This window comes from Acidovorax sp. A79 (genome assembly GCF_041154505.1).
GTDB lineage: Bacteria > Pseudomonadota > Gammaproteobacteria > Burkholderiales > Burkholderiaceae_C > Acidovorax.
In genome coordinates this window covers 4,120,510-4,138,942 of the sequence record NZ_AP028672.1, presented here as the reverse complement: position 1 = coordinate 4,138,942, position 18,433 = coordinate 4,120,510, and the positions used below count along the sequence as shown (strand labels likewise).

Here is an 18,433-nt window from a genome sequence, read left to right as displayed (position 1 = left end):
GGGCAGACTTTAGAAGTGCAAGGCTCGCAAGATAAGACGACTGATGCTAACGGGAACGGTTAGACTTTCTTTCCTTTGTTCGTTTGCACCAACTTGGCGTCATAAAGCTGGCCTAGGAATTGCATGCAAACACGCCCCCTGTGAAAAAATAGGGTAAACCCTAGAAAATCGAAAATACATTACGGGTTTTCCCTAGGTTGTAGGGTTAGTTTTTCTATCGTGATGTGCTGAATCTCTCCCGTCTCCATCTGTTGAGCGAACTCGCGGTACTTGGGACCATTGCCAAGGTTGCTGACGCTGTGAAGCTGACCAGGCCAGCGGTGTCGCAGCAGCTGGCCATCCTGGAGCAGGAGACTGGTGTCGTGCTGTTTGAGCGTTCAGGTCGCGGTGTGCGACTCACGCTCGCGGGTCAAAATTTGGTTGCCCGCGCGTCCAAAGTTTTGGCCATGGTCGATGAAATCGAGAGCGACCTGGCATCTGCGAAGGGGGCCGTCTCGGGGGAGGTGCGGATATCCGCGTTCGGGTCCGTCGCGACAACCTTCATCCCCGCGGTTATTGAGGAGCTGGTTGGGGAGTACCCATCGCTTGACCTGCGGTTCGAAGAGCTTGAACCAGGTGAGAGCTTGAAGGCAGCAGCTTCAAGGCAGATTGACCTGGCATTGGTCGATGACTCCATCAGCGCAGAGGCGCTTTCCAGCATGCTGTACTTCCGCCCCGTCTATGAAGACCACTTCGCGGTGGTGATGTCGGCGCGTCATCCGTTTGCCGGACGGAGTTCCATCACTGTACCCGAGCTTTCCGGGGAGCGATGGGCAATCAACAGAAATGCGCAGACCTACAAAGCGCAGATAGTCAACGTGTGCCATGACGCTGGATTCACTCCCAACGTAGTGGCCAGCTGCCGGAACATGGCTGCCACTCTGGCCATGGTGCGGACGGGCTACGTGATAACCGTTCTTCCAGCGCTCGCCCTGCGCGGAGCGAGTCTGGATACCGCCTTCAGCGTTGTCCCGGTGAGCCCGTATATGTCGCGACGCATCTTCGTTGCAATGGCTCAAGGGACGTTCCGACGGCCGGCGATTGCGGCGGTACTTAGAGCGCTCGACGGTGTCGTCGCGCGCTATTCCCTCGGGCAAGCCTCGGCCTACTGATTGATTTTCAGGACAGCAGCATCTCGCAGGGTTAGTCCATGCAAACGTCTAGCCCCGGATACTTCAAGAAGATTGGGGCGGGCTCGTGACTAAGCAAGTTGTTGGGTTAACAACTCTATTACCGGTTGGCGCACTGCTGCGGCCCAACAGGTGCTGGGCTTGCTGAGAAACGAGTGGTTGGCGAGCGGTCCGCGAGGAAGCAATCTTCGACATCTCGGCGTCAGTCTAGCTAGCGAGGACCATCGCCTGTACGAGCCGCGCTACTCTATCCGTAGTGAGGAAGAGTAGCGCATCAAGGAAGGCCGTTAAGTTTGTTGTGCTGACGCCCCAGTTAACTCGGGTCTGGGTGTATTGGTCACGGTTGCTGCCGCGCTCTCTGATAGGCAGCTCAGCCCTTCAGCCAGCAGAGTATCTTTAACTGTCTGCCGCTGCCCGATGCGGGCGACCAGCGTACCCAGGCGGTGGCAAGGCGACATGTCTACGTCGACGAAGCTGGTCCAGCCAACAACCACGAAGAGATAGATGTCCGCCACCGACAGATCTTTCCCGAGCAGATTGCTTTGTTCTGGGAGTTTGGACTCCAGCCAGGCGAAGCGATCGGCCAGTCGCTTTCGGTACAGAGGTTTGAGATCCATTGGTACGGCAGGATCAATCAACAGTCCAAAGTTGCGGTGTAGTTCACTGCTGATAAAGGCCAGCCACTCAACCATGCGGTGGCGCTGCATGGTGCCGACCTGTGGAGCCAACCGCTTGGCCCACACGAGGTCCGCAATCTACTGAAGGATGGCTGGGCCCTCGCTCAGTCGCAGGCCATCATCGAGTTCGAGCAGCGGTACGTAGCCGCGCGCGTTCAAACTGTGGTAGTTGCGGCCATCCTAGCAGGAGTGGGTTTTCAGATCCACCCTCACGGCGGTGAAGGGCATGCCGGTCTCGCGCAGCGCGATGTGTGAAGCCAATGCACAGGTGTCGGGGCTGTAGTAGAGATTCATGGGAGCTGTCTTTTTGAGGGTGACAGGTGGGTGCCGCCGTGGACGCGCCGGCGTCAGGCCCGCGGTTCAATTGGAGCGTGGCTGCCGCGGCCCCACAGGATGAAGGCCGACAGAGCCAGCAGGATCAGGTTCAGAGGTAGCGCCGAATACTCACCGCGCCATGTATGGAATACCATCGCTGCCACTTGCAGCAGCACACAGCCCAGCGACGCCAATACACCGAGTCGGGGCTGAACGCGGGTCAGCGCGGGCAGCAGCACGCCAAGGCCGCCGGCCACATCGATGACGCCCATGATGCGCAAGAATGCGGGCGGCACCTGTCCCGGCCATACCCACATACTGGCCAGCGCTTCCACCGGCATGAATAGCTTCATGGCGCCGAACAATGTAAAGGCTGCGAAGACTAGCACTTGGGCGATCCACAGCCCGGCTTGGAGACCCTTCCCGGCAGGTTGTGATGCAAGCGAAATCGAGGTATGGGACACGGTGAGTCCTTTTGATGAATGACAAGGAGAGATGCGGACTGTGATCAATGCCGCAGGACGAGCTTTCCCGGCGCCCCGGCGGCGGCGGCGAGGTGTGCCTCGCCGATCTGGTCCAACGGCAGGACACGGACAATCGGTACAACCAGCGCTCCGAGTGCAGCGTCTTTCAGCACTGCGTCCAGCATCGCAGCGTCGGTGCGGTGGTACAGCTGGTGCACGCGCACCCGGTCACCGGGATTCGCGTCCTGCGGGGTCGGGACGATGGCAGCGATCTGGCCGCCGTCACTCACATGCGCGAAAACTTGGCCGGCGACCGGAGCAGCTGCGCTGATGGCGAAGTTAAAGGTAGCCGCCGAAGGCGCTGCAGTGATGTCAAGCGCCTCACCAGCCAGTTCACGGGCCTCGCCCAGGCGCTGCGGGCGGACACCGGCCACCGGCTTCGCGCCGATCTGCTTGAGGTACTGGATCGCCACGCGCCCAACGGTACCGAGGCCGCCGGAGACCAGAACGCGATCACCGGTTTTTACGCCAAGCGCATCGACCGTCTGTCGTCCCGTCAGGCCTGCTTTGACCAGCGAGGCCCCCTGTTCGAAACTTATCCCAGGCGGGAGCTTCGCCACCGAAGTCGCTGGCAGGACACCGTATTCCGCGTGGGCGCCTTTGCCGTTGGGTGCGAAATCGGCGACGACGCGATCACCGGCCGCCAGCCCAGTAACGCCCAGCCCCAGTTGGGCCACGGTGCCGGCCGCATCGCCGCCCAGCACGGCCGGCAGCGGCAGTGGAATCAGTTGCGCCATGTAGCCCTGCCGAAGAATCAGATCGAACGGATTCACTGCGGAAGCGGATATCTTGACCAGGACTTCACCGGGACCAGGCTTTGGTATCGGGCATTCGCCCAGTACCAGTTGGTCGATGCCGCCATAGCCATTGAGAAGCACAGCTTTCATGTTAGTGCTCCAGATTGTGTTGCCCCGACGTGGCGAGGAATGCAGCGGGTACTGCACCGAAACGAAAGCTCGATGCTGTAATCCCGCCGAAGAAATCGGTCTGGTGGTAAGTGACTTGCCCCGGTTCTTCCAAGGCTGCGCCGACGACCGCCATTAAGGGCAGAAGATGGTCTTCGCGCGGATGCGCGATGCGTGCTGCAGGGGCGTTTTTCCAGTCGATGAGCTGGTGCACTCGCTCATCCGGTGAAGCCAATGTCAGGACGTGCTGAAGCCAGCCATCGAACTGGCGCGAGGGTGCGAAGCCGGCCGTACCGCGTGTCAAGCGCAGATTGTGGAAACTCAAGCCGCTGCCGACGATCAGCACACCTTCATCGCGCAGCGGAGCCAGGGCCTGCCCCGCAGCAAGGTGCAGAGCGGGGTCGAGGTCGGCGTCCAGCGACAGCTGTACCACCGGCAGGGTCTCCTCGGGGTACAGCGGCTTCATAAGGCTGAACGTGCCGTGGTCGAAGCCGCGAGTGGGGTCCATCCGGGCGTCGATGCCTTGCGCGGCAAGCAGTCCTTGCACTCGCCGCGCCAGCTCTGGTGAACCGGGCGCGCCGTACCTGATGTGGTACAGCTCGTCGGGAAAGCCGTAGTAGTCGTACACCATGCCAGGTCGGGTGCCCGAAGAGACGGCGAAGCCCCGCTCTTCCCAATGCCCGGAGACCACCAACACCGCTTGGGGCAGGTCAGCCAATTCCTGACGCATTTCCAGCAGCGATTGCTCGAGTTGTGCCATTCCGGCCCGGAACTCGCCTGTCATGTAGGGCCATGGGCCGCCACCATGACTGAGGAAGTAGGTCGGTAGCCTGACACTGTGGTGATTCATGTGTATTCCTGTGAGTAGGACTCTCTGGCGGGTCGGCCAATGTCCGGCATGTACTCAGAATTGAGGGATGAACTTTCGTCGTTTCTTATGAGTGCATCAATTGCGATTGCGTTGATGGATCATTTCTCGTAGATTGATGATCATGGACACCCTGACCAGCTTGCGCGTGTTTTGCAGCGTCGCCGAGTCGAAGAGCTTCACCGCTGCAGCCCAACGCCTGAACCTCTCCCCGGCGATGGCCAGCAAGCATGTGCTGCATCTTGAGAGCCGCACCGGCGTGCGCTTGCTAAACCGGACCAGCCGCCGCGTAAGCCTTACAGAATCGGGTGCGCTGTATCTGGCCCAGGCCAGCGAAATGCTGGGCTCGCTGGACGAAGTAGAGGCGGCGATCAGCAACATCGCTGTCACACCACGCGGAACGCTCCGGCTGAGTGCTCCTGTGTGGGCAGCAACGCCCTTCTTCGTGAACCTCCTGGCCGAGTACCAGCAGCGTTACCCGGATGTCTCCCTGTCCATGGATTTGAGCGGCAGGATTGCGAATTTGGTGGATGAGGGTTTCGATCTGGCTCTGCGCGCAATGACGCGAGACCGGCTTGACGCAGGCCTCGTTGCACGCCCACTCATGGAGGTAGAGTTCCTGCTGCTTGGATCGCCGGACTATCTCTCCCGGGCCGGGCGCCCCGGCAGCACGGCCGATCTGAATGGGCACGCACTGCTCCGCTACAGCGGGATCAATACGGGTGACCAACTCACGCTCGACGGGCCGCACGGACAACAGCGGGTGAGCTTTCGCACAACGATGCTCAGCGAAAACGAGTCGCTGCTGCACTTGGCGGCGCTGCGCGGCATGGGCTTGGCGTTCCTACCGACGCGGATGGTGCAAGAAGATCTGGTAGCAGGCCGACTTGAAGCAGTCCTGCCGGAGAACGTAAAGTTCTTCCACACCCTGTACGCCGTCTATGCAAGCCGCAAGTATCTTTCGGCGAAGGTTCGTACCTTTATCGATTTCCTGGCGTCAAGGGTGTCGGCATCAGCCGACGCTTGAGTGGTGCTGCGCACGAGGCTGTTGATTTAGCGCCCCTCCAGAGGGTTGCGTACAACCGCTTGCACGGAATGCTCCTCTTGCAGAGTAACGTGTCACTTTGCTTGTCGGCTAGGCGTCTCAACGAGCTGTGTCGCAGTGGCGGCTTCGGCGACGCGACCTTCTACAAGTGGCCAATCACGTTCGACGGCATGCAGTCATCGGATGCACACCGGCTGCGTGAACTCGAAGCTGAGAACGCCAAGCTCAAGAAGCTGCTGGCCGAGGCGCACCTGGACATTCACGCGCTCAAGAGCGCTCTTGGGGGTAAAGCACCATCGAAGCCACGATCCGCACTGGAGCACCAGGGCCGCTACGGCTACCGGCGGATCACGGTCGTGCTTCGCACTTCGAAGGCGGAACCGGTCCATCACAAGTGCGTACAGCATCCGGACGCGCAAGATGGAGCCGCGCGCGTCGATTCGGGCGAAGAAGCGCTCCCTGCATGTTCTAGGCGTCAGCGATGCGCACGTGCCGAACGTTCTGCAGCGCGACTTCCGTGCGACCGCACCAAACCAGAAGTGTGCAAGCGATGCCACCGAGTTCAATGTGAATGGCCACAAGCTCTACCTGCCAGCGTGCATATACCTGAACAACGGCGAAATCGTCGCTTACCGCATTGCAAAGCGTCCGGTCCTCAAGTTGGTTTCCGGCATGCTCGAGGCAGCGCTTGCGTGGACCGCTTGCACCGGAGAGCTTGTCGCCCACTCGGACAGTTCATTGCTGCGCGTAACTGGGTGCGTACCCTGGAAATTTATGCCTACGGGGCGGCATTTGGAACTGCGACAGCCCCCTGCCTGGGGACTTTGTAACTTTCGCAAGCTCCGTGTCTACCGCCCGTCTTGGCCTATCTGCGGCTTTACTGCGACAACACGGCGGCTAAGCGCATCAGGCACCGAAAGCCGCTCTCAGGCACGGCCAACGAGTCTGCTTAAATGGCAGCCGATGCCCCGCCGATGTTTGTTGACCAGTGATGGTCGCAGTCCGGGCAGTTAGCTCATCTTCAACAACTCGGCCAACTATGGCGAAGCTGTCATTGACGGCACCGTTGCGCGCTCGTTCATCTACCGGCCCACAGGAGCCGCGGCGTGCGCGAGATCCACCGGGTGGAGGCGACGCGATGTTCCTCGGCTCCACCAGGTTTGAGCCGATCGCCGATGGACTTCTTCTGCGTAGCAGGCCCTAGTTCGGCCACTTGGACGGAGCGACTTCCGATAGCCGGGGAGAGATTGAAACTAGACCATCACATACAACTTGCGGATCGTCTCGCGGATTTCCCTTACGCCACGCGTTTCCGGCGGGAAGAAGAGCGTGTCGCCGGCACGGAATTCCACGACGGACATGCCCTCACCTTCAGGTAAGAATCGACCTGCTCCAGCAACAATGTGCATGATCTCACCGGACGGTACTTGACGTTGAAAGCGCCCTCGGGAGCACTCCCACAGCCCCGTATCGCAGTCCGGCCGACCTGGCACCTGCACAGCCAACCCACGGACAGCACTGGCGGGGGTGCTCAACGGCACTGCGACGATACCTCTATCCTGCAGTCCATCGACGGCGGCGGCGCTCTGTGTAATGGTCTTGATAAACAGCATAGGGTTCCTTGAAGAAAGGGTGAAGCGCACTGGTTTCAGCCCAGGGCGCGCACCGAGTTGCTAAGCGAACGAGCACAGGCCAAGAGTGACCGCCCCAGTCGACTCTCGGCCTCCTCAAGTGTCCAGCGGCTCGTGGGGGCTACGATGTGTACCGCCGCCACAGGGCGGCCATGGCTGCCGATCACGGGGGCACCCAGCGTCATATCCCCTAGGAACAGCTCCTCACGGTTAACCGCGTAGCCACGTTGGCGCGCCTGGTTGAGCTCTGCAAGGATTGCGGACTCATCCGTAATGGTGCAACGCGTGTGGACCACGCGGTCGCTCACCCGTAGCAGCGCCAGCGCCTCCTCGTCGGGCAGCGCACTAAGCCAAGCGCGGCCCGATGCCGTGCAGTACATGGGAATGCGACTGCCAATGGGCATGTGCACGGGCACGAACTGAGCGCTGACGAAGCGTGCCACGTAGACCATTTCAAGACCGTCGGGCTCGGTGAGGCAGGTGGTCTCGGTCGTGACGTTAGTCAGCTCCGAGAGGTAGGGGTTGGCCAGATCAATTAGTGCATTGGCCGCCAAGTAGTTAAAGCCGATGCGCATGACGCGCGGCGTGAGCTGATAGCGGCGCGTCTGCGGGTGCTTGCGTACAAAGCCCAATTGCTCCAGCGTGAACACCATGCGCTGCGCCGAGCTTTTGCTGATGTCGGCCGCAACGGCCACATCGGCCAGGGTCATGCTGCGCCGCTGCGCGCTGAAAGCACAGAGCACGGCCAGCCCTTTCTCCAGCGACTGGTTGAACAGGGGGTTGGCTTCTTCGTCCAGCAACGGGAGGGGAGTGTTCATGACCGCGAGTATAACCCATTGCGTTATAAATATCGCATATCGATTCATATGAATCATTTAATGGTTTTTACTTATTTCTTTTAGATTCGATTGAATCGATGATTGGCGCCATTCTTGCAAACCCAATTTGTGGCTCCGGGGTGGGGCCCCGACTTGGGGCGCATCACCCGGAACCGACCCCGCCCTTCCCTTTCCTGTTCGTTCTTCACGCCAAGGAGTCAGACCATGCATTGCTTTATTCGCCGCGTCCACTACATCGCCATGGGCCTATGCGCTGCCGGTACCGTCACACTAGCTGCGGCGCAGGGCGCCACTGCACCTGCCAGCTACAACGTGGGCGCCACGGCCACGGGCATTCCGTTCACGTTTCTGGACGTGAAGAGCAACAGCATCCAGGGCATGATGGTCGATACGGTGCAGGCCGTGGCCAAGGCCGGCGGCTTTCAGGTAGCGGTGCAGCAGACCGGCTTTGCGGCGCTGATCCCATCGCTCACGTCGAACAAGATCGACATCATCTCGGCGGCGATGCTCAAGACCGCCACACGCCAGCAAGTGGTGGATTTCAGCGACGCGGTGTACTCGTACGGCGAGGGCCTGATCGTCAAGGCCGACGATGCCAAGGCCTACGCATCCCTGGATGACCTCAAGGGCGAAGTCGTGGGTGCCCAGGTGGGCACGGTGTTCCTCGACATGCTGCAGAAGAAGGGCTCTTTCAAAGAGGTGCGCAGCTATGACTCGGTGGCCGACATGACGCGCGATCTGGCGCTGGGCCGCATCAAGGCTGGCTTGGGGGACCAACCCATCATCGCCTACCAGATCCGGCAGAACACCTTCCAGGGCGTGAAGCTGGCCGAGGGCTACAAGCCCTCCAACGTGGGCGAGGTGTGCCTTGTGGTGCGCAAGGGCGACACAGAAACGCTGGCCCGACTGAACAAGGCCATCGCCGCCGTCAAGGCTGACGGCACGCTAACCCAGATCGTCAAGAAATGGGGCATCTGAACTCCCACTCCTAAAGGTAATCCGCCATGCAAGCATTTCTGCAGCACGCGCGCGAGTTTCTGCCCATCCTGCTGCAGGGGGCGATGGTCACGGTGCAGGTCACCGTGCTGTCGTTCTTGTTGTCCAGCGTGATCGGGCTGGCGCTGGCGCTTGGCAAGCTCTCACCCGTGCGCGCCCTCTCGGTGTGCGCCTCCACCGTGATCAACGTGATCCGAGGGCTGCCCATCATAGTGCAACTGTTCTACATCTACTTCGTGCTGCCCGACATCGGCATACAGCTCACGGCCTTCCAGGCCGGCGTGATCGGCCTGGGCATCGCGTACTCGGCCTATCAGGCCGAGAACTTCCGCGCCGGCATCGAAGCGGTGGACCCGGGCCAGCGCGAGGCTGCCCTGGCCATGGGCATGCGCCCCGCCCTGCTCATGCGCCGCGTGGTCCTTCCCCAGGCCTTCCGCATCGCGCTGCCGCCTTACGGCAACACGCTGGTGATGATGCTCAAGGACTCGTCCCTAGTCTCCACTATCACCGTGGCAGAGATGACGCGCCAGGGCCAACTGATCGCCTCGTCCACCTTCCAGAACATGACTGTGTACACCCTGGTAGCCCTGCTCTATCTGGCCATGAGCCTGCCGCTGGTCTGGGGGCTACGTCGGCTGGAAAAGCGCTTTGCCGCAGGGAGAAAATCGCCATGATCGAGATCGACCGCCTGCAGAAGGCCTACGGAGACCACCGAGTGCTGCAAGGCGTGAGCCTGCGCGTGGAGCACGGCCAGGTCGTGTGCCTGATCGGCCCTTCGGGCTCGGGCAAGTCCACCGTGCTTCGCTGCATCAACGGCCTGGAGTCTTACCAGGGCGGCGAGGTGCGCGCCTTCGGCGAGCGCGTGGACAACCGCGCGCCCTCCGTCCACGCGCTGCGCAGCCGAATGGGCATGGTATTCCAGCGTTTCAACCTGTTCCCGCACCGCACCGTGATTGAGAACGTCATGGAGGGCCCCGTCTACGTCAAGGGCGAGCGCCCCGACACCGCGCGCGCCGAGGCGCTGGAGCTGCTGCGCAAGGTGGGCCTGGCCGACAAGGCCCAGGCCTGGCCCGCGCAGCTCTCGGGCGGCCAACAGCAGCGCGTGGCCATCGCGCGCGCGCTGGCCATGAAGCCCGAGGCCATGCTATTCGACGAGCCCACCTCGGCGCTCGACCCCGAACTCGTGGGCGACGTGCTGGGCGTCATGCGCCAGCTCGCCGACGAGGGCATGACCATGATCGTGGTGACGCACGAAATGGGCTTCGCGCGCGAAGTGGCCGACCGCGTGTGCTTTCTGCACAGCGGCAGCATCGTCGAGGAAGGACCTGCCGCCCAGGTGCTGGGCGCACCGCGCCATGCACGCACGCAGGACTTCCTGCGGCGTGTATTGCAGCACCATGGACTGGTGGGAGGTCCGGCATGAAAGCGGCGACCTCCTTCATTTCGCACTCTTCGTCTGCGTTGCCTGCGATGTCCCACCCGTCAGCACCGTCTCTGTGGGCCGCCACTGCGCCCGCTGCGCCGCCCACGCCACCGCTGGCGGTCCCCCTAACCACTACTGACGTGTTGGTGATTGGCGCGGGCTACACTGGGTTGTCAGCCGCGCTACACTTGGCCGAGAGCGGCGCGAGTGTGTACGTGCTGGACGCGCACGAACCAGGCTGGGGCGCATCGGGGCGGAACGGTGGACAGGTGAACCCGTCCCTCAAGTATGATCCCGACGATCTAGTGCGCATCTACGGTGCCAAGCGCGCGGAGCCGCTGATAGATGCCGTATCCCGATCGGCCGACTTGGTATACAGCCTGATCGAACGACACTCCATCGACTGCGCACCCTTGCGGGCAGGCTGGCTGCAGGTGGGCTATACCCAGCAGGCGGTGGACACCATGCACTCTCGCGCCCGCCAGTGGGAGCGGCGGGGTGTGCGCGTTGAGATGCTGGACCGTGCTACCACGGCGTCCCGCATCGGCACGTCGGCCTTTGTCGGCGGCTGGATGGATGGGCGCGCTGGCGCCGTCCAGCCTCTAGCCTACGTACGCGGCTTAGTGCGCGCAGTACAAGCCAAGGGCGTGCAGGTGCACGGCGGCTCGCCAGTGGTGGCGCTGGAGCGCAGGGGCGCGCACTGGGTCGCCACCACGGCCGAGGGCCACCGCGTGCAAGCGCAGCAGGTGCTTCTGGGCACCAACGGCTACACTGATGGCCTTTGGCCGGGCCTGGCGCGTACCGTACTCGCGGCCAACAGCTTCATCGTGGCCACCCAACCGCTGGGCAAGGCGGGCGAGCATATCTTGCCGGGGGGTGAAACTGGATCCACCTCGCAACGCCTGCTGCTGTACTTCCGCAAGGATGCGCAGGGCCGGCTGCTGATGGGCGGGCGCGGCCATTTTGCAGACCCGCAGAGCGCTGGTGATTTCGCCCATTTGGAACGCGCCGTGGAGCTCATGTTCCCTAGCCTGGGACCACTGCGGTACGAATACCGCTGGGCCGGCCGCATCGCCGTCACGCGCGACTTCATGCCCCACCTGCACAAGCCGGCACCAGGCATCACCATGGCACTGGGCTACAACGGGCGCGGCATCGCCATGGCCACGAGCCTTGGCCGGCAGGCAGCAGCTCTGATGGCTGGAGGCAGTCCAGCGGATTGCCCCTTCCCGCTTACGCCACTACAACCCATTCCACTACACGGACTACAGCGGTTCTATATCGCGGCCGGGGTCGCTTATTACAGCTTGTTGGACCGACTAGGGGCGTAAGGCAACTCCCTCTTCCCTCCCAGAAACCCAAGGATCGTTGTAACGGGGGTACGGCGGAAACTTGGACTATCTGGAGGTAGTTCATGTATTCATCCGAAGACCGCATCCGAGCGGTCACGCTCTACGTCAAGCTGGCAAGCGCACCGGGGCGACTATCCGCCAGTTGGGGTACCCGACGAAGAACTATTTGAAGAGCTGGCATGAGGAGTACGAGCGGCACCTGGACCTGTCGTCCGGCTACGTGCGCTCGAAGCCGAAGTATTCTCAAATTCAGAAGGAGCGGGCTGTCAAACACTACGCCGAGCACGGGCGCTGCATCGCCTCCACGGTCAAGGCGTTGGGCTATCCGTGCCGTGATTTTTTTGCGTTCCTGAATTTATGAACTGGACCACGACTGCCGGCAGCGCGTTGTCGGCAGGGCCGTCAGTGCACCTCGGCCGCCGCAACTGAAGAAGCTGGCGGTCCTCGAACTGTGCACTCGTGAGGGAAGTGCACCGGTGGTTGCTCAGAAGCTTGGCGTGGGCAGGCCGACGTTGTACAAGTGGAAGAACCAGCTTCTGGGACGAGAGGCACCCGCATCCATGAAACACACCAATCAATCCCCGCGGGCTCAAGAGCGCGACGAGCTCCAGCGCGAGGTTGAGACGTTGCGCCGCGAAGTCAGGCAGCTACGCCTTGAGCAGGACCTATTGAATAAGGCCAATGAACTGCTAAAAAAGGCCTGGGCGTCGATCTGCAGCTCCTGTCCAACAGGGAGAAGACACTGCTGATTGGCGCCCTCAAGGAGCATTACGGCTTGCCAGAGCTCCTCGCACATTTGGGCCTTGGACGTAGCTCGTACTTCTAGCATCGGGCCCGCACAGTGGTGGGCGACAAGTACCTCCAAGTGCGGCAGTCCATCACCGAGATCTTTGAGTCGAACCACCGTTGCTACGGCTACCGCAGGCTGCAGGCCTCATTGACCAGGCAGCAGCTCAACATCTCGTAGAAGGTGGTGCAGCGGCTGATGAAGCAGGAGCGCCCGGTTGTTCCAATCCACAAGAAGCGCAGATACGCCTCGAACCTTGGGGAGACCAGTCCAGCACCGGAGAACATCGTCAACCGAACCTTCCAGGCTGCAGCGCCCAACGAGAAATGGCTGCCCGACATCACGGAATTCCAGATCCCATCAGGCAAGGTTTACCTGTCGCCGATCATCGATTGCTTCGACGGCATGGTGGTGACCTGGACCGTTGGCGCGAGCCCGGACGCTGAGCTGGTCAACACCATGCTGGATGCAGCCATCGAGACGGTGACGGTCACCGCAGGCCGGCCTGTGGCTCACTCCGACCGCGTGTGCCACTACCGCTGGCTAGGCTGGCTATCGAGAATGAGCGAGGCGAACCTTACACACTCCATGTCCCGCAAGGCCTGCTCTCCTGAAAACGCGGCCTGCGATGGCTTCTTCGGCCGGCTAAAGAACGAGCTGCTCTATCCTCGGGACTGGAAGGGCTCGACCATCGAGCAGTTCATTGAAGTGGTCGACTCGTACATTCGCTGGTGCAACGAGAAGCGGATCAAGATCTCCCTGGGTGCCCTCAGCCCGATCGAATACAAGGTGAGTCTTGGACTTGCGGCATAAAACCAGTCCAGGTTTTTATCCGCACCCCCACTGGCTCAGTTTCCGGTCGGCGCCAACGCGTCATCCCGCCGAGCCGGAGTTTTCAGCACGGCCAGCCCCTTGCTCAGCCCGCGCAGCAGGTTCTCGTCGGCAACCGATGCTTCACTGCCACGCGCCATCGCGCCGTCACTGCGCCACGCAGGTGTAGTTGCTCGCCACGTTGCCGCCGGCGGGATCGGAGCCCATGAACCGCGGATAGCTTCCGTAACGGCACAAAGGCTTGGACGCGACGGTGACGTACGGCGGCAGCGGCGCCTTGTTCACCAGCGTCAGCTGGTCGGCAGGTTTGATGTCGTTTTCCACCCAGTTCTCCAGCGGACCCAGTAGGTCGATAGAACCAGGATTGCCATAGGCAGGAGCATTCGCGGAACCTGCGGGCAGGCCCGGGGAAGTATGCGGGAGCCCCGTGGCCACGTAGGCGGCCATGGAGCTCTCCACCACATCGGCGCCCAGCTTGGCCCGCACCGCGTCAAAGTAGTTCAGGCCCGTGTACGGGCTCTGCGCCGTGTCTGACAAGTCCTCGCGCAGGATGAGCTTGCCACCGCGGGCGAAGAAGACCGAAAGATCCGGGTTGGTCGCATCCAGCAGGTTCGACAGGTGCAGAACGCGTTGCCTGAAGTTCGCCGGGTCATAGCCGAGCGGGTCGAAGTTGGGGTCCTGCGCGACGAAGTAACGAATGAAGCCGTTGCCGAACTGGTAGAGCCGGCTGGCATTCGGGTTCGCCATGTTGGCCGTGGTGGGGAGCACCGTGCCCGCGAGCCAACGATCCCATGCGCTCGGCACCCCCTCGCTGCCGTAGCCGAAACCGGCGTACGAAGTGACGCCGTTCGCCAGGGGGAAGCTGAAGGTGTAGCCCGAATGCGCCACGCGGATGCTTTCGAGCTGCGCGTCCGAGAAGCAGTTGGTCCCTTCGTCGCCGCCGCTGGCGCAACGCTTCGCTGCCAGTGCCGCATCCGCCAGCGGCTTGCAGGCCTTGTAGTTGCTGACCACGCCGTCCGCGATGCCGTCGAGGCTGTCGCAAGCGCCGCGCACCGTATCGTGGACCAGCTGCACCTTGGCCCCGAGCCAGGCACCGGGACGCGACTGGACGATGCCACCCGCGTAGTTGCCGAAGGTCTGGAGACCGGTGAAGTTCATCACCGGATCGATCGAGACGATGCCGTCGAAGTCGTGCGGATAGCGCTGCGCCATCATCATGCCTTCCCGGCCGCCCTGGGACGCCCCAAGGTAGTAGCTCTTGACCGGCATGCGGCCATAGAAGGCCAGGCCGACCTGGAGCGCGACGTCGTGCGTCTTCTTGTACGAGGCGTAGGCGAAGTTGACCAGCGCTTCCGCATTCAGCGAGAACGCATAGGCGTTGTCGGTGGGTCCGGTCTGGTGGCCGCTGTCGGTGCCTGCGGTCATGTAGCCGCGGGCGAGCGGCAGCGGCACGTCAGGCGGCGCGTTGCGGCTGGGCTGCACGCCAGTGATCAGGGCACCGTTGTAGCCGCCGCCGCCGAACTGCAGCTTCTTGCCGTTCCAGGTGGCGGGCAGGTTCACCTGCGACTTGATCATGGGAGCGGCGGCGTCCACCGGCTTGATGTCGACCAGCACTTCGCAGTAGTCGGGAGTGCCGGGCACGATCGCGGTGTTCGCTGCGTTGGGCGTGTCCTGCGTGGCTGCTTTGAAGGTGGCGGAGGTCACCACGGCGCCATTGGTCGGTTCCCCGATCTGCGCTGCCTGCACGGCCTTGCCCTTGAGCGCCGCGCACGCAGCCGCCGCGTCGGACACCACAAGTGGCAGCTTCGCGGCAGCGCTTCCCCCGTCACTGCCGCCGCAGGCGGCAAGCGCCACGGCAAGCGTACCGGCAACGAAGGCCATGGCCGGGCGCCGGGCGGAGCGGTTCTGGTTGTCTCTACATTCCATCAGGTTCTCCATGGGTGGGTTGATTCGGCAAATTCAGGACGCGAGCAGCCAGCCGAGTTCGGGCTGCCACCGCGCTATGTCCGTGCCCGAGGCCATGTGGCCGTAGGGGCTGTCTAGTTCAACGTAGCGCGTGGGTGCACGGATGCGCGCCAGCAGCTGCCTGGCTTCGGCGCTGGGCGGAAAGACCTGGTCCGTGCTGCACTGGAGCAGGAAGACCCGAGCGCAGATTTCCTCGACGCGCGCGCGCACGTCGAAGCGTTCGGCGGCCCCGGCGAGCACCACGAGGCTGTTCGGATCGAAGCGGGCGGCCCATTTGCGGCACGGCGCCTGCATCGCTTCGAGGCGCCGCTGCGGATCGGGGTAGCGGTCCTCGTAAAGCTGGTGCAGGCCGTAGCTCTGGAGCGTGCGCCAGCGCTGCTCGAACAGCGTCTCGTACATGCCCCCGCGTTCGTAGTGCCAGCCGCCGTGCCATTCGGGATTCAAGGCGAACTTCGCGCGCTGGCTCTCCTTGCTGACGCCGGGCGGATGCTTGAAGTCGGACACCAGCGCGCCTATGGCGTCCACCATGTCCGGGTGGTCCAGCGCCCACTGCAGCGCCTGCCAGCCGCCGTACGAGGGCCCGATCACCGCGCGCAGGCGCCGCACGCCGAGCGCGTGCAGCAGCCTGTGCTGCACCTCCACGATGTCTTCCAGCGTGATGTCCGGGAACTCCGGCCCCCACGGCTTGCCCGTGGCAGGGTTCAGGCTGCGCGGGCCGGTGGTGCCGAACGAGGAGCCCAGCATGTTGGAGCACAGGACGAAGTAGCGCTCGGTGTCGAAGGGCTTGCCGGGGCCGAGCAGTTGCGCCCAGGAGCCTTCGGCCACGAGGTGGCCTGGCGTGAGCATGCTGGGGCCGCTGGTGAAGCCGTGCGTTACAAGGATGGCGTTGCCGCCGTCGGCATCCAGCCGGCCGTGGCAGACGTAGGCCACGTCCACGGAGGGCAGCACCTGCCCCGAGCGCAGCGCCAGGCTGCCGATGTGCAGCGTGTGTTCCATGTTCAGTCCGGCTTGATGCCCGCGGTGCGAATCACCTGTGTCCACTTGCGGGTTTCCCGGCGGACGAAGGCGGTGAATTCGGCGGGCGTGGAGCCCACCAGTTCCACGCCGATGGCCTCCTGCTTCGCTTTCAGCGGCCCCTGGATCGCCGTGACCGCGGCGGCATGGACGCGCTCGACGACCACGGGGGGCGTGCCGCGCGGGGCGGAGATCCCGGCCCAGGCCGTCGCCTCGAAGCCCGGGTTGCCGGACTCCGCCACCGTGGGCAGCTGCGGGAACAAGGGGTTGCGCCTGCTGCTGGTGATCGCGAGCGGCACCAGCCATCCGCTGCGCACGTGGGGAATGACGGCATCCTGGTTGATGAACATCATGTCCACCTGCCCGCCGAGCAGGTCGTTCATTGCCGGCGCCCCGCCGCGGTAGGGGATGTGGAGGATGGAGATGCCCGCTGTCTGCTTGAGCATCTCCATCGCCAAGTGGCCGGAACTGCCGTTGCCGGAGCTCGCGTAAATCAGCTTGCCGGGGCGCGCCTTCGCTTGCGCGACCAGTTCGCGCAGCGTCCGGATTCCCAGCGCAGGATTCACGACCAGCACGTTGGAACCCGCGGCTATCTGTGTGACGTGCACGAAGTCGCGATCGATGTTGTAGGGAAGTTTGGCGATCAGCGCCGGGCTGGTGGCGTTGCCGATCCAGGTCAGCATGAGCGTGTGGCCGTCCGGCACGGCACGGGCGACATATTCAGCGGCGATCACGCCGCCCGCCCCGGGCCGGTTGTCCACCACCATCGGCTGTCCGAGGATGCGGCCCATGTCCTCGGCCAGCATGCGCGCCAGGCCATCGGAAGGGCCGCCCGCAGGCGCGGCCACCACCAGTTGTACGGGACGGGTCGGATAGGGCGCAGGCTTCGCGCGGCTGCCCAGTGGCGCGACGGCCGCCAGCGCGGACAGCAGGAAGGTGCGGCGTCGTGCCGCATATTTGCGGGTCATGGCTTGTCTCCAGGACGGATGCTGGGGCAGGAAAGCTTCAGGAACAAAGTACATTTAAGCCTCTGCCATAAGGCTGCCTGATAGCTTGGCCTCGACCCGCCCCTCACCTTCCGCTGCTTCCGGTTCCGTGCTGTTGAACCGGCTGCTGGCGCGCGCCAAGTTCCGCCATGTCCAGGTGCTGCTGCGGCTGGCCGAACTGGGAAGCGTGCAGCGCACGGCCGAATCGGTCGGGACCAGCCAGTCGGCGGTCACTCAGACCCTGGCCTATCTGGAGCAATTGCTGGAGACGCGGCTGTTCGAAAGGCATGCCCGAGGCGTACGGCCGACGCGCGCGGGCAGCGAACTCCTGCCTATGGCCCGCCAGCTGATGAACAGCCTCGCGCATGGTGCCGAGTCACTCGCCGCGCTAAACCAGCGGGGCCGCGCCCTGGTGCGGCTGACCGCTTCGCCGGCGGCCATCACAGGTGTGGTGGTCCGCGTGCTTCCCGCGTTCCTACAGCGCCATCCGGGCATGGAGGTCGTGCTGAAGGAGGCGGAAGGCGAAGACCTGCTGCTCACCATCACCCGGAATGAGGCGGACATCGTAGTCGGCCGCCAGCCCGGAGTCATTCCCGAGGGCTGGACCTTTCACCCGGTGCTGGCGGACGAGTTGGTCGTGATCACCGCGCCGGACCACCCTCTGGCCCGCAGACGACAGCTTCCCGTGGCCAGTCTCGCGGGGCAGGAATGGCTGCTCCCTCCAGTGGGCTCGGTGGCGCGGTCTTGCTTCGACGAATGGGTATCCCGCCTGCCCTACCCGGAGCGGGTGTACCCCCTAGTGACCCGTACCGCCGTGGCCCTGTGGTGGGCTCTCCGCGACAGCCGCATCCTCGGCTTCGCTCCGCGGAGCGCGGTGCGCCACCTAGTGGAGATTGGGGAACTCACGACCCTTTCGCTGCAGGAGACCATCCCGATGGAGCCGATCGGGATCCTTGCGCGGGCGGGCGAGCACGCTGGCCCAGCCGGCCTGCTGATTGACTACTTGCGATCCACGGCTTGACCCCAAAAGGTGCAAAACAGCCCCGTTCAGCGGGGTCATTCGCTTCACCGAAAGCGATCGAGGAACCGAACCCCCTGAGCAGTGA

17 protein-coding genes and 2 pseudogenes are annotated in these 18,433 nt (G+C 63.2%); 9 read left to right on the top strand and 10 right to left on the bottom strand.

Annotated elements, in window-relative coordinates; all coding sequences use genetic code 11:
* The first annotated feature begins 251 nt into the window (after positions 1 to 251).
* Positions 252 to 1,151 carry a LysR family transcriptional regulator gene (locus tag ACAM51_RS18960; RefSeq protein WP_369641515.1) on the top strand — a complete coding sequence of 300 codons (900 nt, stop codon included), beginning with the start codon at positions 252 to 254 and terminating at the stop codon, positions 1,149 to 1,151.
* Between the two features lie 305 nt (positions 1,152 to 1,456).
* Here the strand turns inward: ACAM51_RS18960 and ACAM51_RS18955 are convergent, their stop codons facing one another.
* The 4 genes from ACAM51_RS18955 to ACAM51_RS18940 form a co-directional block, all read right to left on the bottom strand.
* Positions 1,457 to 1,876, bottom strand: a complete 420-nt coding sequence (locus ACAM51_RS18955) for a glutathione S-transferase C-terminal domain-containing protein (RefSeq protein ID WP_369641514.1) — start codon at positions 1,874 to 1,876, stop codon at positions 1,457 to 1,459.
* Positions 1,877 to 2,193: 317 nt separating this feature from the next.
* Positions 2,194 to 2,625, bottom strand: a complete 432-nt coding sequence (locus ACAM51_RS18950) for a DoxX family protein (RefSeq protein WP_369641513.1) — start codon at positions 2,623 to 2,625, stop codon at positions 2,194 to 2,196.
* Positions 2,626 to 2,669: 44 nt separating this feature from the next.
* A complete protein-coding gene (locus tag ACAM51_RS18945) occupies positions 2,670 to 3,572 on the bottom strand; it encodes an NADP-dependent oxidoreductase (protein WP_369641512.1) in 903 nt (300 codons plus the stop codon).
* A gap of 1 nt (position 3,573) precedes the next feature.
* Positions 3,574 to 4,440, bottom strand: a complete 867-nt coding sequence (locus ACAM51_RS18940) for a class III extradiol ring-cleavage dioxygenase (RefSeq protein ID WP_369641511.1) — start codon at positions 4,438 to 4,440, stop codon at positions 3,574 to 3,576.
* A 142-nt stretch (positions 4,441 to 4,582) separates the two neighbouring features.
* On the opposite strand from ACAM51_RS18940, the gene ACAM51_RS18935 reads away from it, so the two are divergent.
* Positions 4,583 to 5,485 carry a LysR substrate-binding domain-containing protein gene (locus ACAM51_RS18935; protein WP_369641510.1) on the top strand — a complete coding sequence of 301 codons (903 nt, stop codon included), beginning with the start codon at positions 4,583 to 4,585 and terminating at the stop codon, positions 5,483 to 5,485.
* Positions 5,486 to 5,601: 116 nt separating this feature from the next.
* Positions 5,602 to 5,796: pseudogene (locus tag ACAM51_RS18930) on the top strand (transposase); the annotation flags it as partial.
* A 175-nt stretch (positions 5,797 to 5,971) separates the two neighbouring features.
* On the opposite strand, the gene ACAM51_RS18925 reads toward ACAM51_RS18930, so the two are convergent.
* The 3 genes from ACAM51_RS18925 to ACAM51_RS18915 all read right to left on the bottom strand — a co-directional run bounded on the left by ACAM51_RS18925 (position 5,972) and on the right by ACAM51_RS18915 (position 7,952).
* Positions 5,972 to 6,229, bottom strand: a complete 258-nt coding sequence (locus ACAM51_RS18925) for a hypothetical protein (protein WP_369643918.1) — start codon at positions 6,227 to 6,229, stop codon at positions 5,972 to 5,974.
* A 527-nt stretch (positions 6,230 to 6,756) separates the two neighbouring features.
* Positions 6,757 to 7,116: a cupin domain-containing protein gene (locus ACAM51_RS18920; protein WP_369641509.1), complete on the bottom strand. Its 360-nt coding sequence runs from the start codon at positions 7,114 to 7,116 to the stop codon at positions 6,757 to 6,759.
* Between the two features lie 35 nt (positions 7,117 to 7,151).
* Complete coding sequence (locus tag ACAM51_RS18915) at positions 7,152 to 7,952, bottom strand: IclR family transcriptional regulator (protein WP_369641508.1); 801 nt, start codon at positions 7,950 to 7,952, stop codon at positions 7,152 to 7,154.
* A 225-nt stretch (positions 7,953 to 8,177) separates the two neighbouring features.
* Between ACAM51_RS18915 and ACAM51_RS18910 the strand changes: the two genes are divergently transcribed.
* The 5 genes and pseudogenes from ACAM51_RS18910 (at position 8,178) to ACAM51_RS18890 (ending at position 13,344) form a co-directional block, all read left to right on the top strand.
* Positions 8,178 to 8,951 carry an ABC transporter substrate-binding protein gene (locus ACAM51_RS18910; RefSeq protein ID WP_369641507.1) on the top strand — a complete coding sequence of 258 codons (774 nt, stop codon included), beginning with the start codon at positions 8,178 to 8,180 and terminating at the stop codon, positions 8,949 to 8,951.
* 26 nt (positions 8,952 to 8,977) lie between these two features.
* Positions 8,978 to 9,643, top strand: a complete 666-nt coding sequence (ehuD, locus tag ACAM51_RS18905) for an ectoine/hydroxyectoine ABC transporter permease subunit EhuD (protein ID WP_369641506.1) — start codon at positions 8,978 to 8,980, stop codon at positions 9,641 to 9,643.
* Positions 9,640 to 10,392 (top strand): amino acid ABC transporter ATP-binding protein, encoded by a 753-nt coding sequence (locus tag ACAM51_RS18900; RefSeq protein WP_369641505.1) that lies wholly within the window; start codon positions 9,640 to 9,642, stop codon positions 10,390 to 10,392. Before ehuD ends, ACAM51_RS18900 begins: the two co-directional genes overlap by 4 nt.
* A 47-nt stretch (positions 10,393 to 10,439) precedes the next feature.
* Positions 10,440 to 11,723, top strand: a complete 1,284-nt coding sequence (locus tag ACAM51_RS18895; protein ID WP_369643849.1) for an NAD(P)/FAD-dependent oxidoreductase — start codon at positions 10,440 to 10,442, stop codon at positions 11,721 to 11,723.
* An 83-nt stretch (positions 11,724 to 11,806) separates the two neighbouring features.
* A pseudogene (locus tag ACAM51_RS18890) lies at positions 11,807 to 13,344 on the top strand (IS3 family transposase).
* 165 nt (positions 13,345 to 13,509) lie between these two features.
* On the opposite strand, the gene ACAM51_RS18885 reads toward ACAM51_RS18890, so the two are convergent.
* Genes ACAM51_RS18885 through ACAM51_RS18875 form a run of 3 tightly spaced genes read right to left on the bottom strand, consistent with a single transcriptional unit; the run spans position 13,510 to position 17,309 of the window.
* Positions 13,510 to 15,300 carry a tannase/feruloyl esterase family alpha/beta hydrolase gene (locus ACAM51_RS18885; RefSeq protein ID WP_369641504.1) on the bottom strand — a complete coding sequence of 597 codons (1,791 nt, stop codon included), beginning with the start codon at positions 15,298 to 15,300 and terminating at the stop codon, positions 13,510 to 13,512.
* 21 nt (positions 15,301 to 15,321) lie between these two features.
* A complete protein-coding gene (locus ACAM51_RS18880; RefSeq protein ID WP_369641503.1) occupies positions 15,322 to 16,323 on the bottom strand; it encodes an alpha/beta fold hydrolase in 1,002 nt (333 codons plus the stop codon).
* A gap of 2 nt (positions 16,324 to 16,325) precedes the next feature.
* Positions 16,326 to 17,309 (bottom strand): Bug family tripartite tricarboxylate transporter substrate binding protein, encoded by a 984-nt coding sequence (locus ACAM51_RS18875; RefSeq protein WP_369641502.1) that lies wholly within the window; start codon positions 17,307 to 17,309, stop codon positions 16,326 to 16,328.
* 85 nt (positions 17,310 to 17,394) lie between these two features.
* Here ACAM51_RS18875 and ACAM51_RS18870 point away from each other — a divergent pair, with 85 nt between their 5' ends.
* Complete coding sequence (locus ACAM51_RS18870) at positions 17,395 to 18,348, top strand: LysR family transcriptional regulator (RefSeq protein ID WP_369641501.1); 954 nt, start codon at positions 17,395 to 17,397, stop codon at positions 18,346 to 18,348.
* The last annotated feature ends 85 nt before the right edge of the window (positions 18,349 to 18,433 follow it).

Excerpts from the sequence above, each read along its gene's own strand:
- ACAM51_RS18945 (WP_369641512.1), bottom strand. The coding sequence starts at position 3,572 with ATGAAAGCTGTGCTTCTCAATGGCTATGGCGGCATCGACCAACTGGTA.
- ehuD (WP_369641506.1), top strand. The coding sequence starts at position 8,978 with ATGCAAGCATTTCTGCAGCACGCGCGCGAGTTTCTGCCCATCCTGCTG.
- ACAM51_RS18915 (WP_369641508.1), bottom strand. The coding sequence starts at position 7,952 with ATGAACACTCCCCTCCCGTTGCTGGACGAAGAAGCCAACCCCCTGTTC.
- ACAM51_RS18900 (WP_369641505.1), top strand. The coding sequence starts at position 9,640 with ATGATCGAGATCGACCGCCTGCAGAAGGCCTACGGAGACCACCGAGTG.
- ACAM51_RS18875 (WP_369641502.1), bottom strand. The coding sequence starts at position 17,309 with ATGACCCGCAAATATGCGGCACGACGCCGCACCTTCCTGCTGTCCGCG.
- ACAM51_RS18885 (WP_369641504.1), bottom strand. The coding sequence starts at position 15,300 with ATGGAGAACCTGATGGAATGTAGAGACAACCAGAACCGCTCCGCCCGG.
- ACAM51_RS18940 (WP_369641511.1), bottom strand. The coding sequence starts at position 4,440 with ATGAATCACCACAGTGTCAGGCTACCGACCTACTTCCTCAGTCATGGT.
- ACAM51_RS18935 (WP_369641510.1), top strand. The coding sequence starts at position 4,583 with ATGGACACCCTGACCAGCTTGCGCGTGTTTTGCAGCGTCGCCGAGTCG.
- ACAM51_RS18955 (WP_369641514.1), bottom strand. The coding sequence starts at position 1,876 with ATGCAGCGCCACCGCATGGTTGAGTGGCTGGCCTTTATCAGCAGTGAA.
- ACAM51_RS18920 (WP_369641509.1), bottom strand. The coding sequence starts at position 7,116 with ATGCTGTTTATCAAGACCATTACACAGAGCGCCGCCGCCGTCGATGGA.
- ACAM51_RS18910 (WP_369641507.1), top strand. The coding sequence starts at position 8,178 with ATGCATTGCTTTATTCGCCGCGTCCACTACATCGCCATGGGCCTATGC.
- ACAM51_RS18895 (WP_369643849.1), top strand. The coding sequence starts at position 10,440 with ATGTCCCACCCGTCAGCACCGTCTCTGTGGGCCGCCACTGCGCCCGCT.
- ACAM51_RS18880 (WP_369641503.1), bottom strand. The coding sequence starts at position 16,323 with ATGGAACACACGCTGCACATCGGCAGCCTGGCGCTGCGCTCGGGGCAG.